Source organism: Clostridium sp. MCC344, assembly GCF_018785365.1.
Taxonomy (GTDB): domain Bacteria; phylum Bacillota; class Clostridia; order Lachnospirales; family Lachnospiraceae; genus Pilosibacter.
The window spans coordinates 186,656-207,682 of sequence record NZ_WQPQ01000056.1 but is presented as its reverse complement, the minus strand read 5'-3'; the positions used below and the strand labels follow the sequence as shown (position 1 = coordinate 207,682).

18 protein-coding genes and 1 pseudogene are annotated in these 21,027 nt (G+C 47.3%); 3 read left to right on the top strand and 16 right to left on the bottom strand.

Annotated features, from left to right (window positions below):
- Positions 1–80 precede the first annotated feature (80 nt).
- Positions 81–560, top strand: coding sequence for an RrF2 family transcriptional regulator (locus tag GPK90_RS13000; RefSeq protein WP_118297722.1), 480 nt, complete (start codon positions 81–83; stop codon positions 558–560).
- A gap of 411 nt (positions 561–971) precedes the next feature.
- Here the strand turns inward: GPK90_RS13000 and GPK90_RS12995 are convergent, their stop codons facing one another.
- Complete coding sequence (locus tag GPK90_RS12995; protein WP_215703176.1) at positions 972–2,282, bottom strand: O-acetylhomoserine aminocarboxypropyltransferase/cysteine synthase family protein; 1,311 nt, start codon at positions 2,280–2,282, stop codon at positions 972–974.
- Positions 2,283–2,627: 345 nt separating this feature from the next.
- Here GPK90_RS12995 and GPK90_RS12990 point away from each other — a divergent pair, with 345 nt between their 5' ends.
- Positions 2,628–3,626: an ABC transporter substrate-binding protein gene (locus tag GPK90_RS12990; protein WP_215703175.1), complete on the top strand. Its 999-nt coding sequence runs from the start codon at positions 2,628–2,630 to the stop codon at positions 3,624–3,626.
- Positions 3,627–3,761: 135 nt separating this feature from the next.
- On the opposite strand, the gene GPK90_RS12985 is transcribed toward GPK90_RS12990, so the two are convergent.
- From GPK90_RS12985 to GPK90_RS12925, 13 genes and pseudogenes are all read right to left on the bottom strand, one after another.
- Positions 3,762–5,546: a sigma-54 interaction domain-containing protein gene (locus tag GPK90_RS12985; protein ID WP_215703174.1), complete on the bottom strand. Its 1,785-nt coding sequence runs from the start codon at positions 5,544–5,546 to the stop codon at positions 3,762–3,764.
- Positions 5,547–5,693: 147 nt separating this feature from the next.
- On the bottom strand, positions 5,694–6,506 hold the full coding sequence (locus GPK90_RS12980; RefSeq protein ID WP_118650479.1) for a carbon-nitrogen hydrolase family protein: 813 nt from the start codon (positions 6,504–6,506) through the stop codon (positions 5,694–5,696).
- 4 nt (positions 6,507–6,510) lie between these two features.
- Positions 6,511–7,389, bottom strand: coding sequence for a DMT family transporter (locus tag GPK90_RS12975; RefSeq protein WP_118513950.1), 879 nt, complete (start codon positions 7,387–7,389; stop codon positions 6,511–6,513).
- 36 nt (positions 7,390–7,425) lie between these two features.
- Positions 7,426–8,781: a sodium/glutamate symporter gene (locus GPK90_RS12970; protein ID WP_215703173.1), complete on the bottom strand. Its 1,356-nt coding sequence runs from the start codon at positions 8,779–8,781 to the stop codon at positions 7,426–7,428.
- Between the two features lie 123 nt (positions 8,782–8,904).
- The gene (locus tag GPK90_RS12965; RefSeq protein WP_118513946.1) at positions 8,905–9,639 is read right to left on the bottom strand and encodes a creatininase family protein; all 735 of its coding nucleotides are present in this window, start codon (positions 9,637–9,639) and stop codon (positions 8,905–8,907) included.
- 198 nt (positions 9,640–9,837) lie between these two features.
- Positions 9,838–10,605 carry a creatininase family protein gene (locus tag GPK90_RS12960; protein WP_215703172.1) on the bottom strand — a complete coding sequence of 256 codons (768 nt, stop codon included), beginning with the start codon at positions 10,603–10,605 and terminating at the stop codon, positions 9,838–9,840.
- Between the two features lie 184 nt (positions 10,606–10,789).
- Positions 10,790–11,602 (bottom strand): carbon-nitrogen hydrolase family protein, encoded by an 813-nt coding sequence (locus GPK90_RS12955; protein ID WP_118513942.1) that lies wholly within the window; start codon positions 11,600–11,602, stop codon positions 10,790–10,792.
- 18 nt (positions 11,603–11,620) lie between these two features.
- Entirely contained in the window at positions 11,621–12,904 is a 1,284-nt protein-coding gene (locus tag GPK90_RS12950) for a TRAP transporter large permease (protein WP_215703171.1), read from the bottom strand.
- The gene (locus GPK90_RS12945) at positions 12,901–13,380 is read right to left on the bottom strand and encodes a TRAP transporter small permease (RefSeq protein ID WP_215703170.1); all 480 of its coding nucleotides are present in this window, start codon (positions 13,378–13,380) and stop codon (positions 12,901–12,903) included. Before GPK90_RS12945 ends, GPK90_RS12950 begins: the two co-directional genes overlap by 4 nt.
- A 49-nt stretch (positions 13,381–13,429) precedes the next feature.
- The gene (locus GPK90_RS12940; protein WP_215703169.1) at positions 13,430–14,503 is read right to left on the bottom strand and encodes a TRAP transporter substrate-binding protein; all 1,074 of its coding nucleotides are present in this window, start codon (positions 14,501–14,503) and stop codon (positions 13,430–13,432) included.
- A 92-nt stretch (positions 14,504–14,595) separates the two neighbouring features.
- Positions 14,596–15,330, bottom strand: coding sequence for a creatininase family protein (locus GPK90_RS12935; RefSeq protein ID WP_215703168.1), 735 nt, complete (start codon positions 15,328–15,330; stop codon positions 14,596–14,598).
- 265 nt (positions 15,331–15,595) lie between these two features.
- A pseudogene (locus GPK90_RS12930) lies at positions 15,596–16,027 on the bottom strand (AAA-type ATPase lid domain-containing protein); the annotation flags it as partial.
- Between the two features lie 228 nt (positions 16,028–16,255).
- A complete protein-coding gene (locus GPK90_RS12925) occupies positions 16,256–17,524 on the bottom strand; it encodes a D-alanyl-D-alanine carboxypeptidase family protein (RefSeq protein ID WP_252197456.1) in 1,269 nt (422 codons plus the stop codon).
- A 410-nt stretch (positions 17,525–17,934) separates the two neighbouring features.
- On the opposite strand from GPK90_RS12925, the gene GPK90_RS12920 reads away from it, so the two are divergent.
- Positions 17,935–19,440: a polysaccharide deacetylase family protein gene (locus tag GPK90_RS12920; RefSeq protein WP_346011261.1), complete on the top strand. Its 1,506-nt coding sequence runs from the start codon at positions 17,935–17,937 to the stop codon at positions 19,438–19,440.
- 92 nt (positions 19,441–19,532) lie between these two features.
- Here the strand turns inward: GPK90_RS12920 and GPK90_RS12915 are convergent, their stop codons facing one another.
- Together GPK90_RS12915 and GPK90_RS19125 are read right to left on the bottom strand one after the other, a co-directional pair.
- Entirely contained in the window at positions 19,533–20,480 is a 948-nt protein-coding gene (locus tag GPK90_RS12915) for a TIGR03943 family putative permease subunit (RefSeq protein ID WP_346011260.1), read from the bottom strand.
- 172 nt (positions 20,481–20,652) lie between these two features.
- Positions 20,653–21,027, bottom strand: a 375-nt coding sequence (locus tag GPK90_RS19125) for a GTP-binding protein (protein ID WP_252197455.1), incomplete at its 5' end; no start/stop codon positions are given.

The window sequence follows — 21,027 nt, the reverse complement described above, 5'->3', positions numbered from 1 at the left end:
TGAGATAAAATATTACAGAAAGTTCAACGCCCGGCTGTCTTTTCCCATGCCAGGCTGTTGTTTAAATTGGTGAAGCAATCATGAAAATATCTACAAAAGGCCGTTATGCGCTCCGCATGGTCATCGACCTGGCGGAACACACCGAGGATGGGTTTATTTCCTTAAAGGATATCGCCGCCCGCCAGGGTCTCTCAAAAAAATATCTGGAGCAGATCGTCCCGCTCTTAAATAAGACCGGAATGCTCTCCACTACCCGCGGATACCAGGGCGGATATCGTCTCGCGAAAGCTCCGTCGGAATGTACGGTCGGTGAGATCTTAGAGACCACAGAGGGCAGTCTCGCCCCGGTCTCCTGCCTCGAGCACACTCCGAATCCCTGCGAACGCTGCTCCGCCTGCGACACGCTCCCGGTCTGGGAAGGTTTAAACCGCGTCATCATGGACTACCTGGACGGCATCACGATCCAGACGATCCTGGACCAGAAACATGAGCTGGAGGAGAAACACAGACTGGCAGCGGAGGAGATCTTAAACAGTGTGAAGGGGCCATGCAAATCATAAGATTGGCAGTGCCGGTATCGGTCAGGTCTTCCACCTCATAATACCAAATGATATAAGCTTCGTAGCTAGTTCCTTCCGAAATAACTGCTGCGAAGCTATTTTTTCTTCGATCAGTTACAGTAGACAGCTACTCTCACCCATCAGAAATACACTCACAGATCATCTTTTCATCTTATATCTCCTGCGTTCCCCCTTATGTTTTGCATAAACCTGCCACCAGCGTTTTCCTGCAGTTATACAGCCACAGCAAAACAGCAGCCACATGCACTTTTTTTGCGCACTGGCTGCTGTTTTTCGTTCACTTATTGAGGGGGAATATCATATTGGGAGTATTTTGCAAGGATCTTATGATCTCCGGGACGATTCCTGCCAGGCATTCATCGTCCCGTACCATTCTGTAAAAGCAGTGGATTATTCCTGTAATGTCTTAAATGCCTCGTCGAGATCCTCGATGATATCGTCGATGTTCTCAGTACCGATGGAGAGACGGATCGTGTTCTGCTTGATGCCCTGATCTGCAAGCTCCTCATCGTTTAACTGGGAGTGGGTTGTGGATGCCGGATGGATGACAAGAGATTTTACATCGGCAACGTTTGCAAGTAAGGAGAAGAGTTCCAGGTTATCAATGAACTTCTTCGCAGCTTCTGCACCGCCTTTGATCTCGAAGGTAAAGATGGAGCCGCCGCCGTTCGGGAAATATTTCTTGTAAAGTCTCTGCTGCTCCGGATCATCGGATACGGACGGATGGTTTACTTTTTCTACGAGCGGATGGTTGTTTAAGTACTCAACGACTTTTAATGCGTTCTGTACATGGCGCTCTACACGGAGGGACAGTGTCTCAAGTCCCTGTAAGAAGATGAATGCGTGGAACGGGGAGATCGTTGCGCCTGTATCACGAAGTAAGATCGCACGGATCTTTGTGACGAATGCTGCTCTTCCTGCTGCCTTTACGAAGCTTACGCCATGGTAGCTCGGGTTCGGCTCAACTAAGGACAGGAACTTTCCGCTTGCTTCCCAGTCAAAGTTTCCGCTGTCGATGATCACGCCGCCGATCGTGGTTCCGTGGCCGCCGATGAATTTTGTTGCGGAATGGAATACGATGTCTGCGCCGTACTCGATCGGTCTTACAAGGTACGGAGTCGCAAATGTGTTATCCACTACGAGTGGGATCTTGTGTGCATGAGCGATGGATGCGAGCTTCTCGATATCGACAACATCGGAGTTCGGGTTTCCGAGTGTCTCAACATGGATCGCTTTTGTGTTCTCCTGGATCGCATTCTCAACTTCCTCGTAGTTGAACGGATCAACGAAGGTTGCTGTCACACCGTACTCCGGAAGTGTATGTGCGAGGAGGTTGTAGGTTCCTCCGTAGATGTTCTTTGCTGCAACGATGTGGTCGCCTGCATGTGCAAGGTTTTCAAATACATAGGTTGCTGCCGCTGCACCGGATGCAACTGCAAGTGCTGCAACGCCGCCCTCAAGTGCTGCGATTCTCTTTTCAAATACATCCTCGGTCGGGTTTGTCAGTCTTCCATAGATGTTTCCGGCATCGGTAAGTCCGAAACGTGCTGCTGCATGTTCGCAGTTTTTAAATACATAGGAAGAAGTCTGGTAGATCGGAACCGCTCTCGCGTCTGTCACCGGATCCGGCTGCTCCTGTCCTACATGAAGCTGTAATGTCTCAAATTTGAAATGTCTCTCTGCTCTTGTCTTCTTTGCCATAGTATTTTCCTCCTCTTATCTCGGACCGGGATGTCTGTTTTTATGATGCATTCCCGTAAAAGTTTTCGTTTTTATCAACCAACATTTCCTATCTGGTTGCAAGGTAATCCTACCATAAATTGGAAATCCTGTCTAATTGGAAGTACTCAATGTTTGCTATAGGTTTTACTTATATTGATTCGCTGCAGAACCGCTCCACGTCACCCCACCAGTGCTTGACGCACTCCCCAAGCATGCGCAGCCGCCTGCAACAATCTTTATTTTCCCGTACTTTCTTCACGTATGTTCCCCTCTCTGCATACTCTACCTATATATGTGAATTAAAAAGAGAGGTCATCTCCTGTTATGAAAAAGATCATGATCCCGACAATTCTCGCAGTTACCGCCGCTGCGCTTCTCTCCGGCTGCGGTCATGCTGCGGATTCTTCCCTCACACCCGTCACCTTAAACGAAGTCGCCCACTCCATCTTCTATGCGCCCCAGTATGCCGCCATCGAGCTCGGCTATTTTGAGGACGAAGGCATCGATCTCACTCTGGTGAACGGTGCCGGGGCGGACAAAGTCATGACGGCTCTGGTATCCGGCGATGCCGACATCGGATTCATGGGTTCGGAAGCCAGCATCTATACTTATATCCAGGGCGATGAGGATTATGCCGTAAACTTCGCCCAGCTCACCCAGCGCGCCGGAAACTTTCTGGTCGGACGCACACCGGAAGCGGATTTCAAATGGGAAGATCTCGTCGGAAAGAAAGTCCTCGGCGGTCGGGCCGGCGGCATGCCGGAGATGGTGTTTGAATATATCCTGAAGAAAAACGGAATCGACCCGAAAACCGATCTTTCCATCGACCAGAGCATCAGTTTCGGTCTCACGGCAGCGGCCTTCACAAACAACAGCGCCGACTACACGGTCGAGTTTGAGCCATTCGCGACCGCCCTGGAGCAGGAGGGAAACGGCTATGTCGTCGCCTCCCTCGGAAAAGACTCCGGCTACGTTCCCTACACCGCCTACAGCGCAAAAAAGAGCTATCTCGAAAAACATCCGGAGCTCATCCAGAAATTCACAAACGCGATCCAGCGCGGTCTCGATTATGTGAACACCCACTCCGCTGAGGAGATCGCGGAGACGATCCGACCGCAGTTTAAGGAGACTGATCCTGAAAAGATCGCGATCATCGTCGATCGCTACAAAGAACAGGATACCTGGAAGGAGAACACGATTTTCGAGAAAGAAAGCTTTGAGCTCCTTGAAAATATCCTGGAGGAAGCCGGGGAACTCGATACCCGCGTTCCGTATGAAGATCTTGTGAATACGGAATTTGCGAAGATGGCGGCAGGGAAATAAGATCTCATATTCTAAATTTTCCCAAGAATAAAGGTCTTACCGCCGACAGCTCTTTACAGAATTATGGCAATGAAAAAAGCAGAATGTCTGACACACTTTTGAGTGTATGAACATTCTGCTTTTATTTCATGAATATCATTCTCCCTTTTTCCGATAATACGAAGCCTGACTGATATCCAGAATCTTACAGATCTCACGTACCTGGTCACGGAGCGGCAGATGCTTACATTCTGCACCTAATCGGGTAATGATCTCTGATTCCAATAACTCAACATTTTCACGAAGTGGACGATAAATGTTGATTCCCGGAGCAAATATATGACGTTCCTCCGGAATTTTCATTTTAGAAGGCATATTATCATCCGAAAGAATGGAACCCTTTTCAAACGTCATCATATATTCGATGCAATTTTCCAGCTCACGCACATTTCCTGGCCAGTTATATGTTCTCATAACTGCCAAAGCTTCATCAGAAATCCGCCGCACTTTCTTGTTCAGGATCTTGTTGTACTTTTCAATAAAATATTTGCACAAAACAAAAATATCTTCTTTTCTTTCCCGGAGCGGAGGAATATGGATCGGCACAACATTTAAACGATAATACAGATCCGCTCTGAATTCTTTTGTTTGAATCATTTCCTCCAGATTTCTATTGGTAGCGGCTATGATCCGCACATCTACATCGATCGGTGCTTCTCCGCCAACACGGTCGATCTGATGTTCACTCAGAACCCTGAGGAGCTTTGCCTGAAGGTATAGCGGCATTTCTCCAATCTCATCCAGGAATAAAGTTCCATGATTTGCCAACAAAAATTTTCCGATCTTTCCGCCTTTTTTTGCTCCGGTAAATGCGCCGTCTTCATAGCCAAACAATTCACTTTCCAGAAGTGTATCCGGGATTGCCGCACAGTTGACCGAAATAAACGGATGCTTTCTCCGTACTCCATGCGCATGGATCATTCTTGCGATCAATTCTTTTCCTGTACCGCTCTCTCCGGTGATCAGTACACTCACAGAATTATCTGCAACGATTTCTGCCTGATCGATCGTTTTTCGCATTTTACAGCTGGAAAAAATGATCTGCCTCTCGATCGCCACATCCGGTGTGTTCTGAGTAAGATCATTTTGTATCTTTGAAAACGGACTGAAAATAAACAGAATATTATCCAGAGACTGATTGATCGGATATATCTGCACCTGAAGAGAGAACTGAACTTCACCGATCATTTTATGGATCTCTGTGATCTGTGACCGGTCTTTCTCTGAAAAGTGATCTGACAAAGCTAACAGCTCCTGCAAAAGTACCGGCTGAACTTCGTCATCACCATAATGAAGGTATGTCTTCGCACAGCTGTTGATGTGAAGGATCCCCTGCTCCTTTGAATAGAGAATGATCCCCTCCTGCATCGTATCGATCACAGCATTTAGTCTGTTTTTTGTCAACATCGTGCGCTCCAGAAGATCTTTTTCTTTATACTTGCTGGCAATCAGATCCGTAAGGTTTTCAATATAGCGAAGCAATTGCTCTTTCTTCTCGATCAGGATTCTTTGCTGGTTTTCTGTGAACGAAGCAAGCACGATCACAGCCTCCATGTTCCCGTCAATATAGACCGGTGCAGCGATCAGCGAATAATATTGACTGCCTTCATAACTGCGCAGGCGTACGTTCGAAGCAACATATTCGCTCGTGTCGATCGCGATCACCGTCTTTCCGGATTGTATCACCTGGTTTGTATAGCTTCTTTTCCATTTTTCATCGATCGCTTCATTTTTCTTGTAACTTTCCGGCTGAAAAAAGTCTCCGGTCCAGGCAATCCGCTCAAATGGATCGATATTTAAAATCGTCATTTCCAGATCGATCACGACCGAGAAATTCTCCAGAAGTTTTGACAGATACTCTTTCATTTCTATCAGACTCATATTTTATTCCCACCTCATAAACTCCGGAAGTCCTGTATCCCGTTTTTCTTAACATCGTATGATTTTTCTAAAACCTGTTAAGGATAATTATATCATATCCAGAAACAAAGAAAGACCGGAAAATTCCGGTCTTCCATGATTTTTCACTTATACATGATACATTTCCGGCTTCCTGTCTTTAAAGGAAGGAAGTTTCTTCCGCACTTCCGCGATCCGATCCGTGTCGATATGAACCGGGATCAGATCTTCCCTCTCATTTCCGCAGGAGATCGGAACACCCATCGGGTCAACCGCAACGCTCTCTCCGAGATAAGTTGGACCACACTGGTCACATGCAAGCATGAACACAGTATTTTCGATCGCACGCGCTGTGATCAGCGTTCTGAAATGATGGCTCTTTAAATCACCTTTCACCCACGCCGTCGGCATGATCAGAATATCAGCACCTTTTGACACCTGATCTCTGGCCACCTCAGGGAAACGAACTTCGTAGCAGACAAACAGACCAATCTTTCCAAATGGAGTCTCCACCGGTTCAAAAAAGCTTGTTCCCGGCTTGATATTCGTTGATTCCTTGTATCCAAATGCATCGTAAAGATGGGTTTTGCGATAGGACTGAACGATCTCACCCTGGCTGTTCAACATGACCGTCGTATTGTAATTTCTGTCATCCGCATCATCCTCAACCTTTTCACGCATTCCGAAAACCATCCAGATCTGGTTTTCCTTCGCAAGCTTCTGCATTCCTTTTACAAATGGTCCATCTAACGGCTCTCCAACACCCAGGATCACAGAGCGGTCAGTTCCCGCCGGATAATGGCTCATAAATACTTCCGGAAATACCATAAAATCCGGATGATACAGCTTCACGGCTTTTTCTACCGCTGCTGCGGCTTTTTTCAGATTATCTTCTGGAAGCGGAAGTGCTTCCAGCTGCGCTAAAACAAATGTACTTTGCATGGGCTTACTCCTTTCGACCGGACTTTCGATCCGGAGATGAAACAATAATGACTGACAGAAGGATAGCAGCAATTCCGACTGCTGTCCGCCCCGTCATAACTTCATGATATACGAGAATTCCGATCAGAACACTCGTCAGCGGTTCAAATGTGGAGAGCATCGATGCGCTCTGAGCACCAATATATTTTGTTCCAAGCTGGAAAGCAGTCGATGCGACTGCCCCGGCCAGCAATGCAAAGATCACTGTGAGGAACCATCCAACTGGTGCGATATCCAGCGTAAAATTGCGGGTGAGAACCGATATGATCAAAAGCTCGACTGCTCCTATCGCAGAAAGCCAAAAGCTCAGCTTATATGGATGGATATTCACCAGACCGCAGTGATCCAGAAGTAAAATATATGACGTATAGGTAACTCCGGATGCGAATGCGATCAGGAATCCTGTCATGCTGATGGAACCGTCCATGTGGCAGAGACAGATGATCCCTGCCACACAGAATATGCAGCTGACCGCTTTTTTTCCGGTAAGACCTTCATGGTAAAATATAATACTCCCGAGAAGCACAAGAACAGGATACACAAAATGGATCGTTGTTGCAAGTCCGGAAGGCAGATAATTGTATGAACTCCACAGAAGATACGGAGTCAGGCAATATCCCTGAGCACAGAAAAACAATTTTCTGAATTCCCTGCCGTCAACCCTGAAATCCTCATGGAGCCAGATCACATTAAGGATCCAGAAGGCCAGCGCCGTTATCAGCATTCTGAAAAAAGATAACGTGACAGAATTTCCGCCAAGCGCGTAAATCTGTTTTGACAGCAATGGATTGAATCCAAATAAGACCGCTGATAAAATTGTTAATAATATTCCTTTTGTTTTCATGATACAGTCCTACTCCGCATGTAGATCAGGCAGCTATCATTCTCCTCTGGCCCTCATTCTCTTTCCGAAGAAAATACCAAGTCCAAGAAGCAGGATCAGAAGTCCCCAGCTCCAAATATAGACAAATAATGGTTTTGTCATGACTAATGCCATGAATACCAGGGTGTACTGCAGCTGATAAGTATATCCAAGTGTACTTGATGATGTAATATTCGTCGCCGCATTCGTCTTGAAATCCGGATCAACAACCTTTAAGAGAAGAAGTCCTGTCGCAAGAACGCCGCAGCACTGTCCAAACAGACCAAGTTCTGTCTCAAAACGACCGTTTTTCGGAAGAATGTACTGACCAACAATAAATGCAAATACATAGGTACCGATTGCAACACCAACGCTGACAACAACGAGTGCTGCGCCGTAGGAAGCAAACACTTCAAGGCTTGTAGTTGCCAGTGCAGCTACGATCATGTATTCAAGAGCTGTACCAGAGATACGTACAACCAGCTGTCTGTCGATCAGATTGTTGATCTTTTCATTTTTCTGTGTACAGATCGCAAAGATCGCGCTGAAGATCAGGCAGCATGCAAACAGCGGAAGATTTTTAAAGAACGGATTGATCTTCATGAGTACTGTTCTGAGAATATATCCACAGAATACCATAAGTCCGACCATCATAAGCTGAGACGCAAGCGGATCGAGTGTTGCGGAAGCAGTGACTGCATTTCCGACGCTGGAACGCTCTGACGGCGGATAGTAACCGGTAAGCATGCTCTTCGGAAGCTCTTCACGTTTCATCTTGATCGTTGTCTTTCCGCTCTCTGCGGCTTTGTTGATGATGATCATTCCCCAAATGATACCGCAGAGCATACCGATCGTTCCGAATGTCGCGCCGACATCAGAAGCTCCTGCCATGTAACCGGCATCTTCCAGAACAACGCCTCCGGCGATCGCCATGCTGTGTCCGCCGTAAAAACCAAGCACCGGGAGCAGGCCAAAGCCAAATTTCAGATCACCGCCGACAACAAGCATCACGAGAAATGTAAGAGACAATCCGATGATAACCTGTGCCTGGTGGATCGATCCGGCCAGAAAATATGTCTGAAGTGCACTTCCTGTAACTTTCTCAAGTTTGAGACCAAGGAAAGAACATGAGAATACGATTGCTGATAAAACACCTGCCCATTGTTTGATCGCCGGTGAATAATTCAGATAGATCGGTGATACCTTTCCGAGAACCTGCGGTCCCAGTACCATGCCAAGAAGTCCTGCGATCAATGCTGCCGGGATATAATATCGCTGCAAAAATGGAATTTTACGGCGAAGCCAGGCGGCAATCATTAAAAGTACACTGACCATTGCAAAATCAACCAATACATCTGTTAATGTCCATTCCATATATTGTACCCCCTAATAGTATAGTAATGAAACGGGATCTCTGCGCACCTGCCCCATAGATGCGCAGAGATGTTCACAGTTCACAGTCGATATGCTCGTTACCGGAAATACCGGTTGAGCCTCTTATTCTTTTTCCAGATAGTTCTTAATAAAGTCTTCCATTGCATCCAATGCTGTATCCACTGCGATTTTTCCTTTTTCCGCAGTTGCAACCGTTCCGTCTCCCAGAAGCCCTGAATCTGTCTGCTCACTGTAAAGGATCGATTTTGTGATTCCCGGCCATCTGTCCGGTTTGATCGGCGTATTTACTGCTTTTTCCATATGAACAAGCTCCGGATAAAGATGAAGAAGAACCGACGTCTGAGCTTCTGATGCGTGTGCATGCGGTTTTTCAGTCTCCCAGATTCCAAGCTTGTCTGTTACGACCGGAAGATACTGCCATACACCAACCTGTCCATATTTGATCCCATGTGCGATTCTGGCATCTTCCAGCACCTCAGTCAACGGCTGTGTGTTGTGCAGGTGATTGTTCACAATGAAGAAACGGGTAAATCCAAGGCGGACAAATTCATCAATAATTTCTGAGTAAACTGCTTTCAGAGTGTTCGCGCTGATCGCGATCGTTCCCGGGAATGTTGTAAGTGATTTTGACTGTCCCACTTCCAGACACGGAGCAACGATTCCATTGACTCTCTCCGCCAGCATCTCTGACAGTTTCTTTGCTACAAGAATATCAGCGCCAAGCGGATTCTGCGGTCCGTAAACCTCACATGCTCCTGATGGAATAATGATCGTTTTTGCTGTCTTTCTCAGTTCCTCAAAATCCGTCCATGACATGTTTCTTAACTTTCTTTCCATAGTTTTTCTCCTTTCGTTTCTCAACGTTTTCTTGATGACCTTATATAAAGCAACGATCGTGCCAAAAGAGAAATTCCTTGATTTTACTTGTTTTTTCAACATTTCATATCATGGATCTTCTTGAATTTTATCATATTTGAGAATTCCATCAGCGGTTTTTATCAGATTTGAGAACGCATCTGTAAAACATTCCTCCTGTCATTTTAACTTTGTCGCACAGTGACTCGTATTGTAATTCCATCCAGTCTTTTCAAGCGCCTCGATATCTTTCACGACGGCTTCCACAAGACAGTCATTCATAAGCTTGCCTTTCGCTGCTGTTGCCACGGTCGCATCACCCGTCTGAGCAGTATCCGTGATCTCTGCAAAATCCCACTTGATATCCACATGCTCCGGCAGATGATCCGGCACAACACATGTCGCCTGATCCGGCTCACACCACTGTGGGAACAGGTGATATGCGATCGAAGTTTCTCCCTCTCCCGCATGTCCCAGACCATTCCATACCGCGAAGGTTCCCTCCGGTACAAGCTTTCCGGCGATCACCCACCATTCCGGCAGCGATGCAATTCTTGCATCCGGATATTTCTCCTTGATCTTTCTCGCAGCAATCTCGATCGGTGCAATGTTTCCATCATGTCCGTTCATGAGAAAAATCTTGTTGATCCCATTTCTCAACACAGATTCCACGATATCATAGATCACATGGATCATCGTCTCATAATCAAAGGTCAGCGTAAATGGAAACGTGTCATAATGTCCGCTGTATCCGACTGTGATCGGCGGCAGTACCAGCATTCCCGGAACACGGTCTGCGACCTGTTTACTGAGCTCATAGGAAACGATCGTATCACATCCCTCTGCCAGATGCTGGCCATGAGCTTCACAGGAACCGATTGCGAGGATCACCTTATCGAATTTTCCTTCTTTTACCTGATGTGCTGTCATTTTTAATAATTCGTTCATAATATGATTCTCCTTTCCAGGATATTATGAAGAAAAGGTGCCTCTGCACGGTCAGAAGCACCTTTTCTTACAAGAGGTATCAAATGTGAGTAGTGTAATTATATTTTTCTGCGGCTGAGGAGGGAATACCGCAGTCATCCTGTCTTACGTATCTCAGTGGAAGCAAATGTCTTCCCTGAATTTTCTATATGGTGTAAAGTTCCGGTCTGCGGTCTTTATATGCCGGAAGTTTTGCACGAACTTTCTCAACTCGGTCCGTATCGATCTCAGCACAGATCAGTGTCTCGACTTCTCCGGCACTTGCCACAACAACCCCCATCGGATCTACGACAACACTCTCGCCCATGGCATTTGCACCAACCTGGTCACAAGCTACCATGTATACAGTGTTTTCGATCGCTCTTGCAGAGATCAGGGTACGGAACTGCGGGCTCTTTAACGGTCCCGGTACCCATGCTGTCGGCATGATGATAATATCAGCTCCCTTGGAACGCTGATAACGCGCAACTTCCGGGAAACGGACTTCGTAGCAGACGAAGAGACCAATTTTTCCGAACGGAGTATCGATCGGCTCAAAGAAGTGATCTCCCGGTTTATTATCATCGGACTCTTTGTAGCCAAACGCGTCATAAAGATGTGTCTTATGGTAAGTGGACACGATCTCACCATCGCTGTTGATCACAACTGTACAGTTATAATTGCGGTCATCTGACGGATCTTCCACTTTCTCATTCATACCGAAGATGATCCAGATCCCATTATCTTTCGCAAGAGCCTTCATGCCAGTCACAAACGGACCATCCAGTGTCTGTGCGGTTCCAAGGCAGGTTGCACGGTCAGTTCCCATCGGGAAATGACTCATAAAGCATTCCGGAAATACCATAAGATCCGGCTTATAGAGTTCCATTGCCTCTGCAACTGCTTTCTTTGCGTTTTCAAGGTTTTCCTCCGGAAGACCTTTCTGCTCTAACTGGGCTAATACGAATTTACTTTTCATAACATTACCTCACAAATCTTAAATCTGTCCGAGAATCTGTGGAAGAAACAGCGTAATCTGCGGAATATATGTAACCAGTAACAGGGTAATACAGCTTGCAACGATGTACGGAACAACCGGTTTGATGATCTCTTTGACCTGAATTCCCGATACGCCGCAGGCAACGTATAAGTTACAGCCAACCGGCGGTGTAACCATACCGATCGCAACGTTCATAACGAGGACAACACCGAGAACGATCGGACTGTATCCTAACTGAAGAGCAACCGGAAGGAAGATCGGAACAAAGATGTACATGATAGAGTTTCCATCGATGAAGCATCCTGCGATCAGGATTACGATATTAACAACGATCAGGAAGATCACGGTATGTCCGCCGGAGATCGCAACAACAAAGTTGGATAACGCACCGGAGATACCAGATACAGAAAGAACCCAGCTCATAAGGGCTGCATTGCCGACAGTCCACATAACAGCACCTGTCTGCTTGCCGGAGTCAACAACGATCGCGAGAAGTTCTCTCCATTTTAATGTTCTGTAGATAAAGATTCCTACAAATAATCCATAGATTGCTGCAACTGCTGCTGCCTCAGTTGGAGTAAAGATTCCGCCGTAAATACCGCCAAGAATGATGACCGGCATCATAAGACCCCAGAATGCATCCTTAAATGCATCAATTCTTTCTCCTGCTGTTGCCTTCGGCACTCTGTCAAGTTTCGCTTTTCTTGTTACCCACATGGAAGCCGCAAAAAGTGAGAATCCCATTAAAAGTCCCGGAATGATACCTGCCATAAACAGGGTTCCTACAGATACATTTGCGATCGAGCTGTATACAACGAAGGAGATGGACGGAGGAATGATGATTCCGATTCCACCTGCAGTTGCCATAAGAGCGGATGCGTCTCCTTTACTGTATCCTACGGAGGTCATGGCCGGAATGATGATTCCGCCGAGAGCCGCAACTGTCGCAGGACCGGATCCGGAAATTGCTGCGAAGAAGCATGCAACAAGTACGCATACTAAAGCAAGTCCGCCATTGATATGTCCTACAAACGACTGGGCAAATTTGATCAGCTTTGTAGAAATACCAGCTTTTTCCATAATATTTCCTGCTAAGATAAAGAACGGGATTGCCAATAACAGGAACTTACTGATCGATGCATAGTAGTTGAATGGAACCATGGAAAGGCCCATATTGGAGGTGATCAGCGCAGATACGCTGGAAAGACACATCGCTGTTCCGATCGGTGCTCCGATCAGTACGCAGATGGAAAATACGCCAAGCATTACGATTGCTGTCATTTATCTCCCTCCTCTGCTTTTGTATGAATTGTTTTGATGATAAACTGAATACTTCTAAAGAGAATGAAAACAAGTCCGATCGGTACGAAAGAACCATAAACCCAGTTCGGGATCTTTAACGCTATAGAAAGGCTTCCGATCTTCATCTGACTCTGGACCATCCCGATTCCTGTCCATAACAGGATTCCGGCTGCCAGACATGTAAGCGCTGTATCGATCAGAAGGAAGACTTTTTTCATCTTAGGTTTCATCATTCCGGTGATCAGATCCAGTGTGTAATGGCTGTTTTCCTTGCTGGCGAGCGCGCCTCCCATCGTGGACAGGAGGACGAACATCGCGCAAACCAGCTCTTCGGTAAAGGAAAAGGAAAAGTGAAGCACATATCTGGATATAACACCTACGAATACTAATACCAGCATCGTGAGCATAACAAACGCTACGATCACCGATTCCACATTTACATTATGTTTCTTCATAGAGTATTCTCCATTCTTTCCTGGGTGACTTTAAACACTGGAAATTTCTTTATTCAATTCCCCATGCCTTGCATGCCTCTTCACCAACGATACCTTTGTATTCATCGATTGTCGGAGCTGCACCGTCCTTAAATGCCTGTAACTCTTCTTCTGTCGGAACGTAAATTTTTACGCCGTAATCGATCATTTCCTGCTTTACATCTGCTTCTGTCTCGGACATGTAGTTACGACCCCATTCAGCAGCTTCTGTTGCACATTCCTGAAGAAGTTCCTGTGTATCCGGACTTAATTTCTCCCAGGATGCTTTATTTGCAAGGAAATCATAAAGTGCAAGTGTAACGTTTACTTCTGTGATGTACGGCTGAACCTCATGAAGAGAACCAGAGTATAATGTCTGATATCCGTTCATGTTTCCGTCAACTGCTCCTGTCTGAAGTGCGGAATAAAGCTCGGACCAAGAAAGCTGTGTCGGGTCTGCACCGAGGGAACGCATCAGGGACATCTGGAGATCTCCGTATGTACGCATCTTTAAGTTCTTCATATCAGCCGGTGTATGAAGCTCTCTTTTGTTATTTGCAAACTGCATGATTCCATTCGGGAATGTACTCAGATAAACAACGCCATATTTATCAAATAAGTTTTTAGCAAACTCTCCGCCTGTGGAATCTGCTTTCTCCCAGGCCTCATCGTAGTTCTTAAATGCGAACGGGATCGATGTTACCTGGAAAGTCTGATCCACATCAGAGAAGGAGTTTTCAGAAATAATAGCAAGTTCGAATGCTCCGCCGGAGATCATCATCTCTACATGACGAACCATATCGCCGCCGCTAAGCTGACAGTTCGGGAAACGGTTGATCTGAACCTTTCCGCCGCTCTTTTCTTCTACAAGACGTTCAAATTCGATTGCTGTAAGGCCATCCATACCGGTATCTCCGGTAGCATAGCTGAGTTTTAATGTTACATTATCATAGTTTTTTCCATCAGCCGCCGCTGCACTTCCAGATTCCGCAGAACCGGAATTTGCTGCCGCTGCTGTAGTTGCTATTGTGGAAGAACCACCGCTACATGCACAAAGACTTGTTACCATTGCTGCCGCCACTGCTAAAGAAAGTAATTTTTTCATACATGCTCTCCTTTTCCTTCTGTGAAGTACCGGGATCCTGTACCTTTTCCCCTGTACAGGACCCCGAAACGATTGATCAAACTCCTGACTTCTTATTTTTCAAGATAATTCTTAACACAATCTTCCATCTCATCGAGCATCAGCTCAACTGCCTTTTTACCTTTTTCAACAGTTGCAACCTGTGCATTGCCGAGAGTACCTGTATCTGTCATATCTGCGTACGGAACGCTCTTCATGATTGCCGGCCATTTGTCCGGATACTTGTTCGGAGAATTCGGTGCTTTGGACATATCTACCAGCTCCGGATATAAGTACATAAGAACTGAGGTCTGAGCTTCACTTGCATGTGCATGCGGAGCCGGTGTATCCCACATGCCTGTCTTATCGGAAACTGCCGGAAGATACTGCCATACACCAACCTGAGCATACTTGATACCGAATTTGATCCTTGCATCCTCGAGAACCTCATTTAACGGCTGAGTGTTATGAAGGTGGTTGTTTACGATGAAGAAACTCTTGAATCCCAGACGAACGAATTCAGCGATGATCTCGCTGTATACAGCCTTTAAAGTCTCAGCGGAGATTGCGATGGTTCCCGGGAAGGATGTCAAGCTCTTGGACTGTCCAACTTCCAGACACGGACCAACAATACCATTTACACGTTCAGCGAGCATCTCGGACATCTTCTTTGCTACAAGAATATCTGCTCCTAATGGATTGTGCGGGCCGTAAACTTCACATGCACCAGACGGAAGGATGATCGTCTTTGCTGTTTTGCTTCTCTCTGCGAACTCACTCCATGACATATCTCTTAACTTGTACTCCATAATACGTTCTCCTTTCAGGAATTTATTTTTTTGTTGTTGACCTATTAATGAGCAACGCCCGTGCCAAACTCCCGAAAAGGTTTATATTTTGTGTATTATATCTGTTTTCTTGTATCGTTTTTGTGCACATTTACCATATTTTATTTCAATTTCTGCGTATCGAACGCTAAAAGTCGTTTTGTTTTCTCTTTCCTTCCTTCTTTTTAGTCTCAAAAATTAGACCTGTCCCAAAATCAGTCCAATTTTTGAGACTATTTGTCAATTTCTAAGACTCACTGCTGATTTTTCGGTAATATGAGGCCACACTGATGTCCAGAATCCTGCATATTTCCTTTACCTGCTCCTTTGTCGGATGTCCTCCGTACCTTGCAGCCATCTCTTTTAGGATTTCCCGCTCTTTTTCCTGAAGTCTTGCTTTTAACGGCATATCTTCATAGGGATCTGTTTCCTTCACGGCAGCTAAATTAGTCTCAGATTTAAGACTTAAGATCTTTTGGGGAACCACTTCCAGTGAAAGTACCTGTGTCTTCTCAAATGTCATCATATACTCGATACAGTTTTCAAGTTCTCTTACATTCCCTGGCCAGCGATATTCCATCATCAGTTCCATCACAGCAGCTGATGCTGACCGAATCTCTTTTCCGAGGATCTTATCGTATTTTTTGATGAAATGCTGGATCAGAAACGGAATATCATCTGGTCTTTCTCTAAGTGGCGGAAAATGTGCCTTGACACATTCTCGCTCCGGGCGCGGCTGCCTGCGCCAATCTTCAACTTCGGGCGAGTACGCGTTTCAGGCACGCAGTGTCTTTATCGTTTTTTACAGTCCGTGCAGTAAATGCACCGATCTGCTGAATAGTTACCATCATACAATATTTTTCCGGAAAATGGAACCGCCAGATTGAATTTTCAATCCCGAAAATTTCTACCTGTGAAAAGTACCACCAGCTTCTTCACCTTTCATTCTCCACCACCCTGTCATCCACTTCATATAATCAGCAAATCCGGCAGTGTCCACATTCTGTGCCGCTATGACAGGGACATTTCCGACTTCTTCCCCGTTCAGGCGGTAACTTAAGGTTCCAAGCCGGTCCCCCGCCTTTACCGGGGCGTTTACGTCTTCCTCCAGCATCAGTTCCCGCTCCATGCCGGAAAAATCCTCGCCGTGGAGCCCGAGATATGTAAAAGGTTCCCCGTAGGAAAGTTCCACTTCCGGTTCTTTTCCGCCGTTGACCGGGAGCTTCGGAAGCTCCGGCGGCATCTCGTCCTTATAGAGCCTGCAGTTCCCATATCCATAATTTAAGAGCGTCACCGCATCTTTAAATCGTGCCTTGTAATCCGGCGCTGCCATGATCGCGGCGATGAGCTCCACACCGTCCTTCTTCGCCGTGGCAGAGAGACAGTATTTCGCGATGCTCGTGGACCCCGTCTTTAGACCGGTCACCTCAAAGTTCGTCGCCATCTTTAAAAGCTTATTCGTGTTGGAGAGGCCGAACTCCTTTGATCCCTGTTTGGTCACATGGGTGATGTTCTCCATCCAGATCGTTGTGTAGTTCGTGATCTGCGGATATTTTGTGATGAGTTCCCGGGACATCAGTGCAATATCCCGCGCGGTCGTCACATGTTCCAGGGAATTTGTGAGCCCGCAGCAGTCGATGAATTTTGTGTGCTCCATCCCCAGTCCTTTCGCCCGCTCATTCATCATCTTCACAAATGTCCCCTCATCTCCGCCGACAAACTCCGCCATCGCCACCGACGCGTCGTTCCCCGATGCGATGACGATGCACTTGATCAGTGTCTCCACCGTCTGGATCTCTCCTTCCTCCAGAAACACCTGCGATCCGCCCATGGATTTCGCGTGGGCACTCGTCACCACCTCATCCGTCAGGTGGATCTTCCCGGACTGCAGGGCATCGAAGATCAGGATCAGCGTCATGATCTTCGTGACACTCGCCGGGTTTCTCGGCTCATCCGCGTTCTTCTCACAGATCACGGTCCCTGTGGACGCCTCCATGAGGATCGCGGACGGGGCTGTGATCTCCGGGCCGGGATCGGCTCCCGCCGCAGTTTCCGCTGTGATCCGTCCACTCTCCGCTATTTTGCTGTTTCCTGCCCCCGCATATCCGTTTACCGGTCCCATCATCACTAGGATCCCGGCCATGATCCCGCAAAAGATCCTTTTTCCAGCTCTCATGCTTTTTCTCCCGCCCAGCCTGCTCTCGCGCAGGATTTCTCCATATAAAATATGGAGCGGACATTCCTTATTATGCCACTGCTTACAAAATGCTTAATTTTTGTATTTCCCATAGCGGCGAACATGCGGTTGTGTTATGATAGAAGTAATAAAATCGTAACTTGCCATGCATCCGAAGGGAAACTCCGGGGGAGGTTCCTTTCGGTGTGAAGGTACTGAACAGTTGTTACAGTACACGGGCACTCCATGCCCGCGCACTGTAACAGGATTTTGCCGATGCTTCGCATTCCAAATCGGCAAAATCCGCGGCCATAACGGTATCATACGGAATTTTCAGTTCAGAAAATTCCTACCCGTGAAAAGTACTGAACAGTTACATAAAATCCTTATTGATTACAAGAGGTGATACTTTGGAATACAACAACGATTTTGAGAGACGCCGCGCATATATTTCAAGCCGCGAAAAGATGCGGAAACGACGCCGGACCGTTTATCTTACGATCCTTTTTATGGTCCTCGCTGCTCTGTTCCTTCTGGTCGGCGGCGGGATCCTTATAAAAAAACATGGCGGGCTTCCCGGACTTGCGAAAAAGGAGACAGAAACTTCCTCCGATCCTTCCTCCAGAAACGGAGACACAAACGTTTCACTGGCGGAGAGCGGATCCGATGGAGATGCATCTTCCGAAACGCCTTCCTCCACAGCTCTGACAGCCGCCTACAATACCGGCGATGCTGCGCTGGACGAGATCTTAAACAGCGCCCATGCAAAATTTGTTACCTACGATTACGATGCCGCCCTTGAGATCCTGAACTCGGCGACAGATTATGCCGAAAACGAGGATCTAAAGGCATTGATCGCGTCCTGCGAAGAGACAAAAGCCACCCTGGTTCCTGCTGATGTGAATAAGATCACCCACATCTTTTTCCATTCCCTCATCATGGACAACTCCAAAGCGTTTGACGGGGATGCCGATGAAAAAGGCTACGATCAGGTGATGACGACAAAAAGTGAGTTCTTAAAGATCCTGGACTCCATGTACGCAAAAGGCTATGTTCTCGTGAAACTTCACGACATTGCGCATGAGGAGACCGATGAAAACGGCAATGCAAAAATGGTGCCGGGAACGATCCTGCTGCCGCCCGGAAAGATCCCATTCGTCATGTCGCAGGATGATCTCTGCTACTATGAGTACATGACCGGCGACGGTTTCGCGAGCCGGATGATCGTCGGGGAAGACGGGAAACCGACTTGTGAGATGGTGATGGATGACGGTTCCGTGTCCGTCGGCTCCTACGATCTCGTCCCGCTTCTGGAAGACTTTATCACGGAGCACCCGGACTTCTCCTACCGAGGTGCAAGAGCCGTCCTCGCTTTCACAGGATATCAGGGTGTCCTCGGATACCGGACAGACCCGTCCTATGAGACTACGAACCCCAACTATGAGGCCGATAAGGAGACAGTCCGCCAGGTGGCGCAGTGTCTCCGCGACAACGGCTGGGAGCTCGCCTCCCACAGCTGGGGACATATCAACTTCGGAAAGCGCTCCTTTGAAGATGTGAAGACCGATTCCGATAAATGGGCGTCCCGCGTGGAATCCCTGATCGGAAAGACCGATATCCTGCTCTATCCGTTCGGCTCCGATGTCGGCGACTGGCACCCGTACACATCTGAAAATCAGAAATACGAGTATCTCCACCAGCTCGGTTTCCGCTACTTCTGCAACGTGGACTCCAGCCGGTACTGGGTACAGTTCGGACCGGATTATCTGCGTCAGGGACGCCGGAATATTGATGGCTACCGGATGTACTATGATCTCCCGGAGACGAATCCGACGAAAGATCATCTGAGCGATCTCTTCGATGTGTCGGAAGTGTTCGACCGCGAGCGGCCGGTTCCGGTGGCACCGATGAACTAACATAAAAAACAGACTCTTTCCTCCTGAAAATCGAGAGTAAGAGTCTGTTTTTTATTTCCATTGGAATCCAATTTTCTGCCTGGCAAATTTCCTTAGAACTGCACGATCTCCTTGATCTCCTCCGCCGGCTCAACGCTCTCCGCGTAGAGGACCGGTCCGACGCCGTCGTAGTCCTGCCAGAACTCGTAAGCGATCTTCGCGCGGACTTTGACCCACTGCTTTGTCTCAAGGTTTCTCGCCTCACGCGCCTTGCAGATGAAGCCCAGGAATGTCATATCCGCCTCGCAGCATGTCATTGCCATACGGCCCGGAACAAAGTAGTTCTTCGGGAATTCCGGGGATTTTAATACCATTCCGGTAAACTCCACGACCTTTCCCTCGTAGCGGTCTTTCTTATCCAGCGCATCGATATACCAGATACCGAAATCCTTCGGGTCGATCTTGATCACGTCCGCTTTCATATCGTACGGAAGATCCTCTTCCAGGACTTCCTGCTCGATCTCGCCTTCCGCGTCCTCGAAGATCAGCTCTGCCTGCGGGTTTAACGCCTTTAATCCGCGGCGGTAGCGGGTGATGTTCTCGTCGCTGACTTCATCGCAGCGGTTCATGATCACAAGCTCAGAGTGTTTGACAAGAAGCGCAAGGAGCGGCTTCATGTTGTTCAGATAAAGATCAAAGGTAGAACCGTCAATGATCGTGATCTGCTGGAAGAGCTCCCAGGTATCCGGCAGCTGCAGCTGATCCTGCGGCCACATTCCGTTCCACTCGATGAGGACACGGTCCGGGTCATAGAGCGCTTCGATCCGGCCGTAGAAGTCTTCATCCATCTCGGAGACATCTTCAACCGTCACGATCTTCGTTCTTGTCTTCTTTAAGATCTCCTTATCATACTCCGTATCTCCCTCTTCGCAGAGGATCAGGACTGTTGTTCCGTCGGCCTGGAAATAGTCCTGCTGTAAGGTATTTGTGATAAACTGGGTCTTTCCTGCTTCCAGAAAGCCATTGATGACAAATACCGGCATTTTTTCCTGCTGTTTCAATGCTTTATTCTCCTATCTGATTGTATGACAGAAGCTTTTCGCGAGATCCTGATGACGCAAAAAGCTCCTGTCGTTTTTATTTCCTGTAATCGTAACTGTTCAGTGCTCTCACAGCTACGGGCATTCTTTCATATCCGTGTCCGGCACATGCCCGACACTGCGCATTCATCTCTTAAGCCTCGAATGCTTTCTTTAACTCGTCTTCCTTTAAGTTGGAACCGATCACGCACACTTTACCTGTGTAGATCGGAGCGCCTGTGCGGACTTCCGTCTCCTCCGGAACGAGATCAAAGTAGTACCAGGTTCCGTCTGCATCCGGGAGCATTCCCTTTGCACGGAGAACCTGACCGTATTTCTCGGAATGAGCAAGCTCCTGTAACAGGGACTCAAGTTTCTCCTTTGTGATCGTGCGGTTTGTCTCAAGACCCCAGCTTGTGAATACCTCATCGGCATCATGGTCATGGTGGTGATGGTGATGATGACCGCAGCCGCACTCGCCGTCATGATGATGATGCTCGTGCTCATCCTCGTCGTCATCATCGTCATG